The 14,902-nt window shown below is 69.4% G+C and carries 17 protein-coding genes; 8 read left to right on the forward strand and 9 right to left on the reverse strand.

Annotated features, from left to right (window positions below):
- Positions 1–102: 102 nt before the first annotated feature.
- Together OG710_RS11180 and OG710_RS11185 are read left to right on the forward strand one after the other, a co-directional pair.
- Entirely contained in the window at positions 103–984 is an 882-nt protein-coding gene (locus tag OG710_RS11180) for a helix-turn-helix domain-containing protein (protein ID WP_330239196.1), read from the forward strand.
- Positions 935–1,138, forward strand: a complete 204-nt coding sequence (locus OG710_RS11185; protein WP_330239197.1) for a DUF397 domain-containing protein — start codon at positions 935–937, stop codon at positions 1,136–1,138. Before OG710_RS11180 ends, OG710_RS11185 begins: the two co-directional genes overlap by 50 nt.
- A gap of 44 nt (positions 1,139–1,182) precedes the next feature.
- On the opposite strand, the gene OG710_RS11190 is transcribed toward OG710_RS11185, so the two are convergent.
- Complete coding sequence (locus tag OG710_RS11190) at positions 1,183–2,523, reverse strand: tetratricopeptide repeat protein (protein ID WP_330239198.1); 1,341 nt, start codon at positions 2,521–2,523, stop codon at positions 1,183–1,185.
- Between the two features lie 517 nt (positions 2,524–3,040).
- Here OG710_RS11190 and OG710_RS11195 point away from each other — a divergent pair.
- Together OG710_RS11195 and OG710_RS11200 are read left to right on the forward strand one after the other, a co-directional pair.
- On the forward strand, positions 3,041–4,354 hold the full coding sequence (locus OG710_RS11195) for an asparagine synthase-related protein (protein ID WP_330239199.1): 1,314 nt from the start codon (positions 3,041–3,043) through the stop codon (positions 4,352–4,354).
- A 21-nt stretch (positions 4,355–4,375) separates the two neighbouring features.
- Positions 4,376–5,086, forward strand: coding sequence for a class I SAM-dependent methyltransferase (locus OG710_RS11200; protein WP_330239200.1), 711 nt, complete (start codon positions 4,376–4,378; stop codon positions 5,084–5,086).
- A 65-nt stretch (positions 5,087–5,151) separates the two neighbouring features.
- Here OG710_RS11200 and OG710_RS11205 read toward each other — a convergent pair whose 3' ends face one another.
- The 4 genes from OG710_RS11205 to OG710_RS11220 all read right to left on the reverse strand — a co-directional run bounded on the left by OG710_RS11205 (position 5,152) and on the right by OG710_RS11220 (position 8,815).
- Positions 5,152–5,346, reverse strand: a complete 195-nt coding sequence (locus tag OG710_RS11205; protein WP_330239201.1) for a hypothetical protein — start codon at positions 5,344–5,346, stop codon at positions 5,152–5,154.
- 84 nt (positions 5,347–5,430) lie between these two features.
- Positions 5,431–6,324, reverse strand: a complete 894-nt coding sequence (locus OG710_RS11210; RefSeq protein ID WP_330239202.1) for an SDR family oxidoreductase — start codon at positions 6,322–6,324, stop codon at positions 5,431–5,433.
- Positions 6,321–7,292, reverse strand: a complete 972-nt coding sequence (locus OG710_RS11215; RefSeq protein WP_330239203.1) for an alpha/beta fold hydrolase — start codon at positions 7,290–7,292, stop codon at positions 6,321–6,323. Before OG710_RS11215 ends, OG710_RS11210 begins: the two co-directional genes overlap by 4 nt.
- On the reverse strand, positions 7,289–8,815 hold the full coding sequence (locus OG710_RS11220; RefSeq protein WP_330239204.1) for a flavin-containing monooxygenase: 1,527 nt from the start codon (positions 8,813–8,815) through the stop codon (positions 7,289–7,291). Before OG710_RS11220 ends, OG710_RS11215 begins: the two co-directional genes overlap by 4 nt.
- A gap of 203 nt (positions 8,816–9,018) precedes the next feature.
- On the opposite strand from OG710_RS11220, the gene OG710_RS11225 reads away from it, so the two are divergent.
- Positions 9,019–9,747, forward strand: a complete 729-nt coding sequence (locus tag OG710_RS11225) for a MerR family transcriptional regulator (protein WP_330242217.1) — start codon at positions 9,019–9,021, stop codon at positions 9,745–9,747.
- A gap of 72 nt (positions 9,748–9,819) precedes the next feature.
- On the opposite strand, the gene OG710_RS11230 is transcribed toward OG710_RS11225, so the two are convergent.
- Positions 9,820–10,638: an exodeoxyribonuclease III gene (locus OG710_RS11230; protein ID WP_330239205.1), complete on the reverse strand. Its 819-nt coding sequence runs from the start codon at positions 10,636–10,638 to the stop codon at positions 9,820–9,822.
- Between the two features lie 58 nt (positions 10,639–10,696).
- Between OG710_RS11230 and OG710_RS11235 the strand changes: the two genes are divergently transcribed.
- The 3 genes from OG710_RS11235 to OG710_RS11245 all read left to right on the forward strand — a co-directional run bounded on the left by OG710_RS11235 (position 10,697) and on the right by OG710_RS11245 (position 13,150).
- On the forward strand, positions 10,697–11,191 hold the full coding sequence (locus OG710_RS11235) for a GNAT family N-acetyltransferase (protein WP_330239206.1): 495 nt from the start codon (positions 10,697–10,699) through the stop codon (positions 11,189–11,191).
- Positions 11,192–11,371: 180 nt separating this feature from the next.
- Positions 11,372–11,698 (forward strand): hypothetical protein, encoded by a 327-nt coding sequence (locus OG710_RS11240; protein ID WP_330239207.1) that lies wholly within the window; start codon positions 11,372–11,374, stop codon positions 11,696–11,698.
- A gap of 291 nt (positions 11,699–11,989) precedes the next feature.
- Entirely contained in the window at positions 11,990–13,150 is a 1,161-nt protein-coding gene (locus OG710_RS11245; RefSeq protein WP_330239208.1) for a PP2C family protein-serine/threonine phosphatase, read from the forward strand.
- A 25-nt stretch (positions 13,151–13,175) separates the two neighbouring features.
- Here OG710_RS11245 and OG710_RS11250 read toward each other — a convergent pair whose 3' ends face one another.
- Genes OG710_RS11250 through OG710_RS11260 form a run of 3 tightly spaced genes read right to left on the reverse strand, consistent with a single transcriptional unit; the run spans position 13,176 to position 14,884 of the window.
- Positions 13,176–13,865 carry a contact-dependent growth inhibition system immunity protein gene (locus OG710_RS11250; RefSeq protein ID WP_330239209.1) on the reverse strand — a complete coding sequence of 230 codons (690 nt, stop codon included), beginning with the start codon at positions 13,863–13,865 and terminating at the stop codon, positions 13,176–13,178.
- Positions 13,866–13,876: 11 nt separating this feature from the next.
- Entirely contained in the window at positions 13,877–14,182 is a 306-nt protein-coding gene (locus OG710_RS11255) for an RNase A-like domain-containing protein (RefSeq protein WP_111330482.1), read from the reverse strand.
- Between the two features lie 30 nt (positions 14,183–14,212).
- Entirely contained in the window at positions 14,213–14,884 is a 672-nt protein-coding gene (locus OG710_RS11260; RefSeq protein WP_330239210.1) for a hypothetical protein, read from the reverse strand.
- Between the last annotated feature and the right edge of the window lie 18 nt (positions 14,885–14,902).

Here is a 14,902-nt window from a genome sequence, read left to right on the forward strand (position 1 = left end):
CCACCTTTCGGTTGCTTGCTGTGACGAACCCCTCACACGCTGCCCCACGACGCTCTACGGTGGAAGCCGATTCCGCTCCACAGAGCGAGGTGTGAAAGGCGGTTGGCGGTGGCCAAGGAGATCGACGCCTCGGCGGGCGTCCCCGAGTTCTACGGGAAAGAGCTGCGCTACAAGCGGGAGAAGGCGGGTCTCACGCTGGAGAAACTGGCCGCCGGCGGCTTCTGCAGCGTCTCCCTGCTGAGCGAGATCGAGCACGGCAACCGCCGTATGCCCCCGGACCTCGCTGTACATATGGACCGCGCGCTGAACACGGACGGCTTTTTCGCCAGGCGCTGTGAAGACGTGAGCAAGGCCCGGCGCAGGGGCCATGCCGGGTACTTCGAGCGTGTGCTGGAGGCGGAGAAGCAGGCGCTGGTCATCGGGCAGTGGTCGCCCACCGTCATCCCCGGCCTGGTGCAAACGGAGCCGTACATCCGCGAGTTGTACCGCGCCGAACGTGTGGTGAAGCCTCCCGAGCAGATCGACACGATGGTCCACGCCAGGCTGAAACGGGCCCAGCTTCTTCTGGATCAGGGCAACCCGGAGTACTGGATCGTGTTGCCAGAGACTCTGCTCTGGCAACCGGTCCTGCCGCCGCAGCAGATGGCTGAACAGCTGGAGCATGTGGCTGGGCTCGCCAGAAGCGGAAGGATCATTTTGCAGGTCGTTCCGTGGAACACGGGAGCGCATGCCCTCATGCACAACAACGCCATGCTGCTCGACTTCGCGGACGCGCCCCCTCTCTTCTACACGGAGGGGCAGTACCACGGGAACACGATCGACGATCCCGGGATCGTCAAGCAGTATCGGAGGTCCTACGATCTGCTCAGGGCCGCCGCCATGTCGCCGGACTCATCCTTGGCCACGGTCGAAGCAGCAATAGAGGACTATCGAAATGGCGTGCAACCCCATCAACTTGTTCGGCGCAGACTGGCGGAAGAGTAGTTACAGCAACGCTGACGGCGGCGACTGCCTCGAAGTGGCTGACGGGCACCCCGGCCTCGTCCCCGTCCGGGACTCCAAGCGGCCCGAGGGCCCCGCTCTCGTCGTCAACGCCGCCGCGTGGGCACCGTTCATCGAGGCGGTCAAGGCCGCCTGACGCCCACCCCGCACGCCGAAGGGCACGCGCCGCGAGGGCCGGACTCAGTACATACGACCAGGCGGCGTGATCGCCCGTGCGCGTTCGTAGAGATCTCTCGCGGCGGCGTTCCTCAGATGCGGACGGAGAAGACCGAACATGGCTTTGATCCGGTCATCGGCCCGACCGGACTGCACCATCGGGTAGTCGTCGAGGGCCAGCTGCCAGGTGGCGCAGGCCGCTTCGAGGTGTCCGACCTCCAGTTGTCGCTCGGCCAGCACGGCACGGTGCCGGACCCGAGCGCGCCGGTAGACGCTGTACCGCACCTTGTCGGACAGTTGCATGGCCGCAATGGCACCGGAGACGTCGCCCAGTTCGTAACGGACTTGGCTGACGTGGTAATTGAGTGAAGCCGGGTCGTACGAGCCGAACGTCGTGCCGCGCGACTCGGCGCGTTCCATAGCGGTTTCCGCCTCGCGGAGATACCGCAGAGCTCCGGTCCGGTCGCCGATTTGCGCGGCGGCGTGCGCGCGCTGGCCTGAGATGAAGGCTTGCATACGGGGGCCGGCCTGGGGAGAGGCTGCCGCAGCGGCGTCTGCCAATTCCATGGCCTTTCCCCCATGCCGGAGGTCGACTGCCTGGACGCTCATGCCGCGCAGTGTGGTGCAGTAGGTCAGGTGGTCCTCGGCGGCGCCGGCCAGTTCCAGTGCCTTGACGTAGTAGCGCTGGGCAAGGCCGTGCAGTCCCTCGTCCACGGCCATGTAACCGGTCAGGTAGAGCAGGTCCGAGGCTGCGGACAACATGGCCTTTCGTACATGGCACGGGGCATCGGCGCGCAGGTAGGGGGCCACGGTGTTGACCATGAACGAGGCGGCCATCGGGCGTGCGTGCCGTCCGCCGAACTGATCGTCCAGTTCCGAGACACGCTCGGTCATGGCGATGACCATGTCCACTTCACTCATGCCGATCCGGCGTGCGCGTCCGGACTGGACCGCTTCGGCACGGCCGATGACATCGGTCCATCCGGGAATGGTGAGGGCGACGGAAAACAGACCGACCCCGAGAACACTGCGGCGCGAGGGGTCCATGTCCTGCCTCCCGAGGTCGATCAGGCTCTCCAAGCCGACCGTATCGGTGGCGGGCTGATCCTGGGGAGCGGGCAGCCCAGCCTCCATGTGCGTCACGGGTCGCCCCAGACGCCGCGAAAGGGCCTCCAGGAGGCATGCCCGTACGGCCACACGCGGCACGGTTCCGCCCAGCCAGTGGCTTACCGCTGACTCGTCGTAGCGCGAGGGCGCGCCTGTCTCGGTACCCAGGCGGTTCACAGCACGCGCGAATTGACGGTGCGTCCAGCGGCATTCGACCAGCAGGCGCCCGAGCGAATCGTTCGGACCGCGCTTGGCCATATCCCCAACCCCCCGCGCTCTCACGGTCTTTCAAGGCTTTCAAGTCCCGGCTGCGCCACAACGGCACCGCTGTGCGTGGTCGCGCGGTTGCGTAGAGAGAGGAATCGGGACGGGTTGACCACCGCAGCATCGGCAGCGGGGACCGTTCCGACCGTAGGAGGAGAAAACGATGAACGTGGACGAACTGTTCTCCGGCGACCTGACCATCGGCATCCCCGCCGTCGAGGCGGCGCTGCTCGACAAGATGCCCGGCGGCGGCGACAACAACGGTGACCACTGCTCCAAGTGATCCAGGACTGACACAGGCGGGGCGGGGCCCCACGGCCCCGCCCCGCCGTACGACTCCGGGAGGGACTACATGCTGTCGATGCGTCTGCGCCTGGCCGATCTCCACGCACCCCGGTGGAGGCAGGAGGGAGGGCGTTGGGTCAGTGGTGAAAGTTGGGTCGAGCCTGCGCGCGTATCCGCGCTGGTCACGAAGGTCTGCACCGGCCAGGCAGCACAGGTGCGAGTGAGGGTGGAGGAGAACAAGCAGGGCGAGGCCGACTTCGTCGAGGCCGTCATGACCTCCGGGGAAGCTCGTCTCACGGTGGGGGTCTTCGGCACAGCCCCGTTGTACCTGTTGGAGAACGCGGGCGAACTGCACGTGTCGTGGGACTTGGCCACGCTGCGGCCGTATCTGTCGGTCGAACGTTTGGTGCCGCGTGTGGTGGCACGGACTCTGACACGGCAGCACCGCTACACGTCCGACACCGTGTTCGATGGTGTGTATCGCCTGACCGAACGGGCATCTGCCGTCTTCACCGCTTCCGGGCTCACCGTTCTCTACCCGGAACCCGCCGAGCATGTTCTGGAACCACGCACGCTGCGTCCCGGTGTCGATCCGCTCGCCTCATTCGACCGGCTATTGACTGACGTAGTGCGCGAAGCTCCGTGCACCACGGGGTGTATGGGCGTCGAACTGTCGGGGGGCGCGGATTCCGGGAATGTCGCCCTCAGCGTGAAGGCGACCGGATTCCCACAGGTGCACAGCTTCGGTCTACTGGTCGGAGGAACCTCCGGCGGCCCGCAGCGTGAGCGGCGACGGGCGTACGCGGATCACTGCGGTTTCCAGGACACGACCGTTCCCGCAATGCGGTACCCACCGTTCTGTCCCGGTGGTGTGCGCGCTCTGCGTCGACCGCATGATCCGGCCGGGGCGTTCTATCAAGAGGCATTCGACGCCCTGCGCACGCAGATGGCCGTCCGGAGGTGCGAAGTCGTCTTCACGGGAAGCGGCGGAGACGAAGTCAACGCCCACCACTCCAGAACCAGCGCTGAACTGCCCTCGCCCGAGCCCGTTCCCTGGCTCGGCCCGGCAGCGGTACGAGCGCGAACGGAGGTGAATGAGCAACTGGCGCCCATCCCCGTCCTGCCGGTGCCGACCCTCATGGCGTTCGGAATGCACAATCCGGGACATCTTCGGGCCGGAGTCTGGCCGATGAGCCCGCTCGCGCACCCGAGGATCATCCGGTTCATGGAGCAACTGCCCCACGAGTACAAACGCGGGAAGGCTCTGTTCCGTGAACGGATCAGGAGTGCGGGGCTGCCGGACGCGGTGGCATCACCGGCCGAACCCGAAAACTTCCTGACCGTCCTGGAAACAGGGCTGCGACGCTACGGCCTGGCCATGCTCGACACCATGCTGAAAGAGTCCGTCCTGGTCGATCTCGGCTACGTTGACGGAAAGGCACTCGCCAAGGCCCGCAAGGACGCCGGTGCGGCTCCCGTCGTTCCCGATCTGCTGTGCGACGTCCTCGCTCTCGAAGCCGGGCTGCGGAGCCTCATGTGACCAGCCCCTGGAGCGGAGCCCGTGGAAGCAACCAATCTCCTCTACCGGGACCCGGCCCTCTACGACGCCGTCCAGGCCGACAGCACCGGCGCCGGGATGTGCCTGGCCCTTGTCGAGTCCTATCGGCCGGACGCCCGGACACTGATCGACTTCGGGTGCGGCACCGGCAGGGACCTGCACACCCTGGCGGAACGCTTCGAGTGCGTCGGCCTGGACCTCCAGCCCGGCATGGTCGGCTACGCCCTGCGGACCCGGCCTACGCTGGACATCCGCATCGGGGACATGCGCACGGCCCGGCTCGGGCGGCGCATGGACGTGGTGACTTGTCTGGGCAACAGCCTCGCCTACGTACACGGCAACAGCGAGATCACTCAGGTGTTCGCCACGTTCGCGGCCCATGTCCGGCGCGGCGGTCTGCTCGTCCTGTGCTCCCCCGTCGCGCCCATTGCGGACTCCGGCCCGATGAGCGCCACAGTCGGCACTCCGGACGGACCGGCGACCGTGACCATCTACTACGAGTGGGACCTTCGGACGCAGATCAACACCATGCGCCGGCACTGGACGCTTCCCTCGGGGGAACAGGCCCAGGACGAGATCCGCAGACGAGTCCTCTTCCCGCGCGAGCTCGAACAGTACGCGGAGCGCGCCGGATTCCAGGTCCTGGACATGACCGACGGACGCGAAGGCCCGTTCGCAGGGCCGACCGCGTACACGGTGGCCACGTATACCTGACGCCCACCCCGCACGCCGAAGGGGCGCCCCCGGAACGTGCCGGGGCGCCCCTTCGCGTATGGGCTTCAGCGCTCCGAGGCGCGCCCCCGCATGTCGTCCGCCGCGTCGCGCGCCTTGCCGCGGCCCTTGTCGGCCGCGTCCTTGGCGCGGTCGGCGGTGGACTCGCGGTCCTGGTTCCGGTCGTCCATGGTGTCCTTGGCGCCCTTCGCGCGGTCGGCGAGCTCGTTCGCCTTGTCCTTGAACTGGTCGGCGATGCCCATGCTGGTCACTCCTCGGGATGCGTGGGGGGCGGCCCGGTGGGGCCTCGACCAGGTTCACACGGGCCGCCACGCATCGCATGTCGATCAGTCACGCTGCGTACGGGCCGCGCGTTCGTCCTGGTCGGCGGCGCCGCCGGCGCCGACCAAGCCCTTACTCACGCCCTCCAGGCGCGGCCCGAACCTGCGCATCTCGCGCTGGCCGACGACGCCGATGAGGGTCGGCAGGTAGCCGCGTACGGGCTGCATGCCGCGCAGCCACCACTGGGCGTACACGTGGGCGGAGCGGCGCTCGATGCCGGCGACGACGCGGTCGACGGCGGGGCCGAGGGGGTAGGTGCGGTTGGTGGGCCAGGGCAGCCGCTTGCGGAGGTCGCGCATGACGTCGTCCTCGTCGGCGCCCCGGACCATGTCGGTGTCGGTCCAGGAGAGGTAGCCGACACCCACCTTGACGCCCCGGTAGCCGACTTCGGCGCGCAGGGAGTGGGCGAACGCCTCGACGCCGGACTTGGAGGCGCAGTAGGCGCTCATCATGGGGGCCGGGGTGATCGCGGCGAGGGAGGCGATCTGGAGGAAGTAGCCGCGGCTCTCCATCAGGACGGGGAGGAACGCGCGGGCGGTCACCGCGCCGCCGATGAGGTTGACCTCGATGACGCGGCGCCAGGCGACGGGGTCGGAGTCGATGAGGGGGCCGCCGGTGGCGACACCGGCGTTGGCGACGACGACGTCGACCTTGCCGAACCGATTCTTTACTTCCTGGGCGACGCGGGCCATCGCCTCGTGGTCGGTGACGTCGGCGTGCCAGTGGTCGCTCTCGCCGTGCAGGCGTTCGGAGACCTTCTTCAGCTCGTCGGGTTCGAGGCCGACGAGGGCGAGGATCGCGCCCCGGGCGGAGAGCTTGCGGGCGAGGAGTTCCCCGACGCCGCGGGCGGCTCCGGTGACGACGACGACCTGCCCTTCGAGACTTCCCCTGCCGCTCATGCGACCTCCTCCTTGCCCTCGGCCTTGCTCTCGGTGTCCGTGGTGGTGTCGTTCTCCCGGTCCGGGCGGACCGTGAGGTGGGCGGTGACGAGTTCCCGTATCTTCGCCGTGACCACCTCCGGCGCCTCCACGGGCGTCATGTGTCCCATGCCCGTCAGCTCGGTGAGGCCCCGGCAGTCGGGCAGGGCCGCCGCTATGGCGCGGGCGTGGACGGGCGGGGTGAGCCGGTCCTGCGTACCCGCGATGACGGCGGTGGGCACCCGCAGCTCCCGTACGCCCTCGTCGAGGTCGAGTTCCGCGAGGACGTGGCCCCAGGCGACGCGGGGGACACGGGGGCAGGCGTGCACGATGCGGGCGCACGTGTCGACCCGATCGGGGGCCGAACCCGGTCCCATTGTCCCGTACTTGAGGATGCGGCGGGACAGCGGGGTGACCGGGCCGAGGGGGGCGCGGGCGCCGAGTATGGCTCGGGTGACGCGGGTGCGTACGGCGCCGGGGCGCAGCGGTACGACGAGCGACTCGGCGAGGAGCCGGGAGCTGCCGGTGCTGCACAGCAGGGCGGCGGCGGCGTGCTCGCGCAGTTCGGGGCGGCGGGAGGCGGCCATGATGGTCATGCCGCCCATGGAGTGGCCGGCGAGGACGGCCTTCTCGCCGGGGGCGAGGGTCGCGCCGAGTACGGCGACGAGGTCGTCGGCGAGGGCGTCGGTGCTGTAGCCGTCGCGGCGGGCGGCGGGCGAGGTGCCGTGGCCGCGCTGGTCGTAGGCGATGACGCGGTGGTCGGCGGCCAGGTCCCGTATCTGGGCGTCCCAGAAGCTGGTGTTGCAGGTCCAGCCGTGGGCGAGGACTATCGCGGGCGCGTCCTCGGGGCCGTGTATCTCGACGTGTATGCGGGAGCCGTCGGCGGAGACGGCGAGGAGTTCGCGGGCCGGGACGGGCCGGCGGCCGGCGACGGGCAGGGGGCGGCTCATCGGACGGCCTCCTCGGCAGTGGCCCCGCTCGTACGGCGCTGGGCGGGGACGGACGGGCGGATCACCTGGTATTCGGAGACGTTCACGGTGCGGGTGGCGCGGCGGAACTCGGAGGTGGTGCCGGGCCAGACGGTGGTGTTGCGGCCGTTGGCGTCGAGGTACCAGCTGTTGCAGCCGCCGGTGTTCCAGACGGTGCGCTTCATGCGGTCCTGGACGCGGCGATTCCAGCCGTTCACGGCGGAGGGGCGGGCGTCGAGGGCGACCTTGCCGCCGAGGACGTCCAGCTGGCGCATGAAATCGGCCATGTAGTTCAGCTGGGACTCGATCATGAGGATCATCGAGGAGTTCCCGAGGCCGGTGTTGGGGCCGATGATGGTCATCCAGTTGGGGAAGCCGGCCGCGCTGGCGCCGCGCAGGGCCTGCATGCCGCCCTTCCAGGACTCGGTGAGCGTGATGCCCTCGGCGCCGACGACGCGTTCGGCGATCGGCATGTCGGTGACGTGGAAGCCGGTGCCGAAGATGATGGCGTCGACCTCGGCCTCCGTACCGTCCGACGCGACGACGGTGGAGCCGCGGACCTCGGCGAGGCCGGAGGCGACGACGTCGACGTTGGGCTGGGCGAGGGCGGGGTAGTACGTGCTCGACAGCAGGATGCGCTTGCAGCCGATGCGGTACGAGGGGGTCAGCTTGGCGCGCAGTGCGGGGTCCTTGATGGCGCGGGCCATGTTGGACTTGGCTATCCGCTCGACGAGGCCGAGCTGGTCGGGGTGCTTGGTGAAGGCGCTGACCTGGAGTTCCCGGATGCCCCAGAGGAGGCCGCGGCGGGCGGTGCCGGTGATGGGCAGGGCACGGTGCAGCCGGCGTTCGAGGCCGCTGATCTCGCGGTCCATGCGGGGCATGACCCAGGGCGGGGTGCGCTGGAAGAGCGTCAGCTTGCCCACCTTCGGCTGGATGGACGGCACGATCTGGATGGCGGAGGCGCCGGTGCCGATCATCGCGACGCGCTTGCCGGTGAGGTCGGCGTCGTGGTCCCAGCGGGCGGAGTGGAAGACCTTGCCGGGGAAGTCGGCGAGACCGGGGATGTCCGGCATCTTCGGGTCGGAGAGCGGGCCGGTCGCGGAGACGACGACGTCGGCGACGACGGTGGTGCCGTTGGCGCTGTCGATGACCCAGTGCAGCTCGTCGTTGTCCCAGCGCATCTGCGTCACCTCATGATTGAGACGCAGATGGGCGCGCAGCCCGAAGGTGTCGGCGACGTGCTCCAGGTAGGCGCGGATGTGCTCCTGCCCGGAGAAGGTGCGCGGCCACTCGGGGTTGGGGGCGAACGAGAAGGAGTAGAGGTGGGACGGTACGTCGCAGGCGCAGCCGGGATAGCTGTTGTCGCGCCAGGTACCGCCGACGGAACCGGCCCGTTCCAGGATCACGAAATCGGTGATGCCTTCGCGGCGCAGCCGGACCGCCGCTCCGAGGCCCCCGAATCCCGATCCGATCACCGCCACGCGTACATGCTCGTGCTGGGCCATGCTGCCGCCTCCCGCGGTACGTCACACGACTCTGCCAGCAATCACTGGCATTGTTGGGAGGGTAGAGCAGCGGAGTACCGATGGGTAGAGGGTCCGCAGAGGAAAGTTACCGGCGGTACAACCTGGGTTCGGGCCACCGGGGAGGCGGATAGGGTGCGGGGGTGGCAGAAGGACGCGAGCACCGCGAACACCGCGAGTACCGCATGGAGGAGCTGGCCGGGGAGGCCGGCATCCCCGTCCGGACCGTACGCTTCTACCGAGAGCGTGGCCTGATCTCGCCGCCCCGCCGCGAGGGCCGCATCGCCTGGTACGACGACAGCCATCTGGCCCGCCTGCGTACGATCACCGGCCTCCTGGAACGCGGCCACACCCTGACCGGCATCGCCGACCTCGCCCGTACGTTCGAGAGCGGGCGCGATGTCGCGGAGGTCCTGGGCCTGGGCGAACCCTCCGAGGAGACCCCGGTCCGCCTCACTCCGGAGCAGCTGGCCGACTACTTCGAGGGCGAGTCCACCCCGGAGAACCTGGCCCTGGCGATGGAGCTCGGGTACCTGGGGACGGACGGCGAGGAGTTCGTCCACATCAGCCGCCGCCTGCTGGAGGTTTCGGCGGAGCTGGTACGGGAAGGCGTCCCGCTCGCCACGGTGCTCGCGACGGGCCGCCGGGTCCGCGAGCACGCGGAGGCGCTGGCGGACCTGTTCGTGGCGGTGCTCCAGGAGTACGGACCGGAGCCGGGCGACGCGTCGGCAGATGTGGCCGAACCGCCCCAACTACGGCCGCTGGCACGGGCGGTGATGGACGCGGAGCTGTCGATGGCGCTGGACAGGCGACTGCGACGCGAGAAGCCGGAACCGGAAGCGGAAGCGGAAGCGGAGCCGGAACCGGAAGCGGAGCCAAGGTCGGAGTCGGAGTCGGAGTCGGACGAGGCGTAGGAGGGCGGGGCGCAGGGAGGCAGGCCCCGGCTGAACGGGGCCGGGGCCCCGGCCCCGCGGCCCTACCCGCCCCTACTGCTCGTACACCACCGTCACCGGCGCATGGTCGCTCCACCGCTCGCCGTGCGTGGCGGCCCGTTCCACCCACGCCTTGACCGCGCGGGCGGCGAGGCCGGGCGTGGCCACCTGGTAGTCGATCCGCCAGCCCGTGTCGTTGTCGAAGGCGCGACCCCGGTACGACCACCAGGAGTAGGGGCCCTCGACGCCGGGGTGCAGGGCGCGCACCACGTCCACGTACGCCGCCTCGTCGAAGACGCGCGTCAGCCAGGCGCGCTCCTCGGGCAGGAAGCCGCTGCTCTTGCGGTTGGCGCGCCAGTTCTTGAGGTCGGCCTCCTGGTGGGCGATGTTCCAGTCACCGCAGACGACGACTTCGCGGCCCTCGGCGGCGGCGCGGGCCTTGAGGCCGGTGAGGTAGGGCAGGAACGCGGCCATGAACCGCTCCTTCTCCTCCTGGCGCTCGGTGCCGACCTCGCCGGAGGGGAGGTAGAGGCTCGCGACCGTGACGCCGGGAAGGTCGATCTCGACATACCGCCCGCTCGCGTCGAACTCCTCGCACCCGGCGTCGCCGTACCCGCCGAAGCCGATCTGTACACGCTCGGGGGCGCGCCGCGAGTAGAGGGAGACCCCGGCCCGCCCCTTGGCGGCGGCCGGCGCGTGGACGGTGTGCCACCCCTCGGGCTCACGGACCTCCGCGGGCAGCTGCTCGGGCTCGGCGCGCACCTCCTGGAGGCAGATCACATCGGCGTCGGTCTGCGCCAGCCACTCGACGAAGCCCTTCTTGGCCGCGGCGCGGAGACCGTTTACATTCACGGAGGTCACGGTGGTGAGCATTCCGGCACGATACCGGCCATTGGGAGCCACTCGAACGCATAGATGTACGGTGTACTGCATGAACATCCAGGTCCGCGCCTACGATCACCCCGATGCCGTCAAACTCAACGACCGCGTACAGCTCGAATACGCCGAGCTGTACGGCGATGAGGGCGACGTCACACCGTTGGACGCCACGATGTTCGACCCGCCGCACGGCCTGTACCTGATCGCGTACGACGCACACGACCGGCCGGTGGCCACGGGCGGCTGGCGCTCCCAGGAACGCAACGCCGAGGGCTACTCGGACGGCGACGCCGAACTGAAGCGGATGTACGTCATACCCGAGGGCCGCGGCCAGGGCCTCGCCCGCCGCATCCTCGCCGCCCTGGAGGCCGACGCCCGCGCGGCCGGCCGCACCCGCATGGTCCTGGAGACCGGCGACCGCCAGCCGGAGGCCATCGCCCTGTACCTCTCCAGCGGCTACGCCCCGTGCGAGAAGTTCGGCCACTACCGCACGTACGAAACCAGCCGCTGCTACGCCAAGCCCCTCCGGGAGAACCCGCCGGCCTGAGCCAGGCCTCCTCCGGCGCGCTCCGAGAACCCGTCGGCGACCATGCGCATCCACGCGCAGTCGGGACCCAGGCATTCACCTCGTCGACAACGGTATGCGCGGCCTCCCGAGGCAAACGGGCGTACCGTTGGGTGTCAACACACCCTCGGGGACGCTCGCCCATCGAGGAGGCGTCTGACGATGACCACGAATCCCACCCCTGTCTGGGGAACTCCTGCCGAGCCGCACCCGCCCGGTGGCGGTGCGCGCAAGAGGCACCACCGAGTTTTCCTGTGGGTCTTCCTGGCCGTGCAGGCGCTGTTCCTGGCGTGGATCGTCGCCGGCGTCAATGGCAATGACCACCCTTCCTGCAAGGGGCTGGCGGGCGACGCGCTCAGGACGTGTCAGGACGCCGGTGACGCCGGTACCGCGATCGGAGTGGGCCTCATCATCGCCCTGTGGGTGGCCGCCGACATCATCCTGGGTATCACCTACGGCGTGTACCGGCTCGCCCGCAGGAATGCCTGACGAGAACGTCAGCTTCGGTCCGTCTCGCCGGCTACGAGCATAAGCCTGTCCGCATTACCGGGTACAGGCTGGGCGCGAGAGGCACACCTTGCCGAGTGTGGCGCTCGAACACGTCTCCCCCGTTCCGTCCGCCGAAGAACGTCTGCCGTCCCGATCGCCGCACGCCCCGGACGACCGGGCCGTCCCCGCACCGCCGGCCGGAGACCGGTCGGAGCGGTCCGCGCGCGGGATGGGCGTGCCTGTTCAACAATGGCGGAGGACGCGCCCGCACACGTCGCGAGGGGAGCACGCATGGCGGCCGGAGACGGGCAGGACGACTCCCGGCCCGCGACCGGCAGGGCGTCCAAGGCCGCGGTGCTGGTCACAGCCGTGGTGCTGTGCCTCGTGGTGACCGTCCTCCAGGTGAGCACCCCGCCCTCCTCCCACATCGCCTCCGTGCTCGTCGGAGTCCCGGCCGTCGTCGCGTTCGCCTTCGGCCCACCCATGATCCTCGGCTCCGCGGTGGTGGCGGCCGGCGTCCGCTGGGCGCTGCTGCCGGCCGAACCGGAGCGCGTCGGCTCCGCCGTCGGCACCACCGTGGTCATCTGCGTCATCGCGGTGCTCAGCTGCTTCGTGGTCCGCCGGGGCGAGCGGGAGTCCGCCCGGCTCCAGAAGGTCTCCTCCGTCGCCGAGACGGCACAGCGGGCCGTACTGCGGCCACCTCCGGAGACCGTGGGCCGCTTCCGTACCGCCGCGAGCTACCGGGCGGCCGCCCAGTACGCCCGCATCGGCGGCGACCTCTACGCCGTCGCGGACACCGACTACGGCGTACGCGCGCTCATCGCCGACGTACGCGGCAAGGGGCTCGGGGCCGTCTCCACCGCCGCCACGGTCCTCGGCTCGTTCCACGAGGCGGCGTACCTGGAACCCTCGCTCGGCCTCCTGGCCGGCCGGCTCGACACCGGCCTCAACCGTTTCCTGCCCGACGACGAGGCCTTCGTCACCGCGCTGCTGATCCAGATCGCCCCGGACGGCCTCACCCACGCGTACTCCTGCGGCCACCCGCCCTCACTCGTGCTGCGCGACGGCACGGTCCAGGAGCTTCCGGCCACCCCCGGCCTCCCGCTCGGCCTGCGCGCCCTCACCGACTGCCCCACCCCGGCGACGGACGCCCCGGAGCCACCCGCCACCCGGCTGCGCCCCGGCGACACCCTCCTGCTCTACACCGACGGAATCGCCGAAACCCGCAACACCTCCGGCGCCTTCTACCCCCTCACCACCCGCCTGACGACCTACCAGGCCACTCACCCCGCCCCGGTGGACCCGAACCACCTGCTCACCTGGCTGCTCGACGACGCCCAGGACTACAGCCGCGCCGACACCTACGACGACGCGGCCTTGCTGGCGCTAGCGTGGCTGCAGGAGGGGGACGAACCTGGAGAGCGCGGGGAGTCGATCACGGAGACTTCCTGATGAAGGCGGCGCAGCGGTCATCCGGTCAGCCTGCGGCCGGCCCGGGGCCGTAGTCCGCCTTGAATCCTCCCAGACCGTCTGCGAGACGGGCCAGCCAGCCGCTCGGGGAGTACGGCTCGGGCGGGTCCACCTCCATGCCCAGCTCAGCCATCGCGAGGGCGTACTCGGACTCTTCGAGGCCGAGGGCGAGCAGTTCGTGGACCTCACCCGCGAGACGGGCAACCAGTTGCGGATCGGTGGTGGCGGTGTAGTCGCCTACGGCCGCTTCGTGATCCGGGAACTCGTCCGGCATGTCCTGCGAGAACCAGCCACCGAGGAACTGGCCGAGCTCGGGGAAGCGCGCGTGCCACTCCCAGTGGGTACGAGGGCCGGACGGGGGCGGGACCTCACCCTCCTCGATCGACCGCTTCAGGTGATCCGCGATTGCGAACAGCCAGCCCCGGATTGCTGACTCGGGCAGCCCGACGTCAGGCATGAAGTAGAACTCGCCGAGACTCAGACGCAGGCGGCCCGGCGGGTTACGGGCGTACTCGCGGATCTGCTGTTCGGCCATGCCCAGGGCCCAGGGGCGGGTGTGCCAGGTGTGGCGGAGATATGCCTGGAGGGCTTCGCTCGGCTTGCCCGGCTCATCGTCGGCCGACACTCCGGTGTACGCGCTGATCACCTGGTCCAACTCACCGTAGCGGCGATCGAACTCGAACGGCTTCATGGACAAGGAATGGGCCTCTACAGGTAGATCGGGACGGTGGTGAGCACAACGAAGCCGTGCGGGCTGCTCGGCTCACGCTTGAGAACGACACGCGCCGCGCGCACCTCCACGGGCTCGCGCCCGGCAAGCATCATCGCCTGCAGCAGTACGCGGCCGACAGGAGCCTCGCGAGAGGGCCAGGCGGCCTCGATGGCAAGGCGGCTGCGAGTTCCCTGGGCGAGCCAGCGGTGGATCTTCTGCTCGTTGTTGGTCACCACCTGCTGGGTGGCCCAGTGGGCCGTTTCCCGGTCGGGGTAGGTGGCCGAGCGGGTCCTTACGGTCATGCGCAGAACTTCCTGTCGGCGGTGTGTACTTCAGGGACCGGAGTGCTCCGCCCGCATGTGGCCCTCGATGCTCCGCGTGATCTGGCGCAGTGCGTCGTGCGAAGCCCAGGGAATCCATCGCATCACGTTGCTGGACAACGCCGAAGACTCCGGGAAGAGCACGAGAACTGCTTGGGCATCAGCGGCCAGCCGAAAGAATGCCTCGCCGCAGAAGGGGTGCTCCGCTTCGATGAAGGCCGCGATCGAGTCAGCCGGCAAGGGGAATTCACCGCCATAGATCCAGTTGGCGCCGAACCCGAAGAGCTCCGGGAAACGGGCTGCCGCCTCCCAACGCGTCAGGGGCAGCTCGTCGAATTCCGCATCCGGCTCCTGGTCGGCCGTTCTGACCCGGCCGGCCAGCATGCGCAGGAAGTCCTCCCCGGGAACGCTGTCGCGCGCCTTGTCCAGCCGTTCGTTGAACTCGCGCGGAAAAAATACCGCGCCCTCCGACCGAAGCAGGTCGGCCGTGTGATCGAGCAGGGCGGCAACGGCCACAACCGGAAGCAGCCAGCGCGAGACATCCGCGGCACCAGAGGTACGGACGAAACGCCTGATTTCGTCGTCCAGGTCGAGGGCGCCCTGCGACTCCCGGGCACGCACAGCCGTCTCGAGCACGCGTCTGACCGGGCCGTCATTGAAGAGGGTGCCGGTATACGAGATCACGTTGAGATCACCTCCACG

Source organism: Streptomyces sp. NBC_00525 (assembly GCF_036346595.1).
Classification (GTDB): domain Bacteria; phylum Actinomycetota; class Actinomycetes; order Streptomycetales; family Streptomycetaceae; genus Streptomyces.

Excerpts from the sequence above, each read along its gene's own strand:
- OG710_RS11185 (WP_330239197.1), top strand. The coding sequence starts at position 935 with ATGGCGTGCAACCCCATCAACTTGTTCGGCGCAGACTGGCGGAAGAGT.
- OG710_RS11190 (WP_330239198.1), bottom strand. The coding sequence starts at position 2,523 with ATGGCCAAGCGCGGTCCGAACGATTCGCTCGGGCGCCTGCTGGTCGAA.
- OG710_RS11205 (WP_330239201.1), bottom strand. The coding sequence starts at position 5,346 with ATGGGCATCGCCGACCAGTTCAAGGACAAGGCGAACGAGCTCGCCGAC.
- OG710_RS11210 (WP_330239202.1), bottom strand. The coding sequence starts at position 6,324 with ATGAGCGGCAGGGGAAGTCTCGAAGGGCAGGTCGTCGTCGTCACCGGA.
- OG710_RS11215 (WP_330239203.1), bottom strand. The coding sequence starts at position 7,292 with ATGAGCCGCCCCCTGCCCGTCGCCGGCCGCCGGCCCGTCCCGGCCCGC.
- OG710_RS11220 (WP_330239204.1), bottom strand. The coding sequence starts at position 8,815 with ATGGCCCAGCACGAGCATGTACGCGTGGCGGTGATCGGATCGGGATTC.
- OG710_RS11225 (WP_330242217.1), top strand. The coding sequence starts at position 9,019 with ATGGAGGAGCTGGCCGGGGAGGCCGGCATCCCCGTCCGGACCGTACGC.
- OG710_RS11230 (WP_330239205.1), bottom strand. The coding sequence starts at position 10,638 with ATGCTCACCACCGTGACCTCCGTGAATGTAAACGGTCTCCGCGCCGCG.
- OG710_RS11235 (WP_330239206.1), top strand. The coding sequence starts at position 10,697 with ATGAACATCCAGGTCCGCGCCTACGATCACCCCGATGCCGTCAAACTC.
- OG710_RS11240 (WP_330239207.1), top strand. The coding sequence starts at position 11,372 with ATGACCACGAATCCCACCCCTGTCTGGGGAACTCCTGCCGAGCCGCAC.
- OG710_RS11245 (WP_330239208.1), top strand. The coding sequence starts at position 11,990 with ATGGCGGCCGGAGACGGGCAGGACGACTCCCGGCCCGCGACCGGCAGG.
- OG710_RS11255 (WP_111330482.1), bottom strand. The coding sequence starts at position 14,182 with ATGACCGTAAGGACCCGCTCGGCCACCTACCCCGACCGGGAAACGGCC.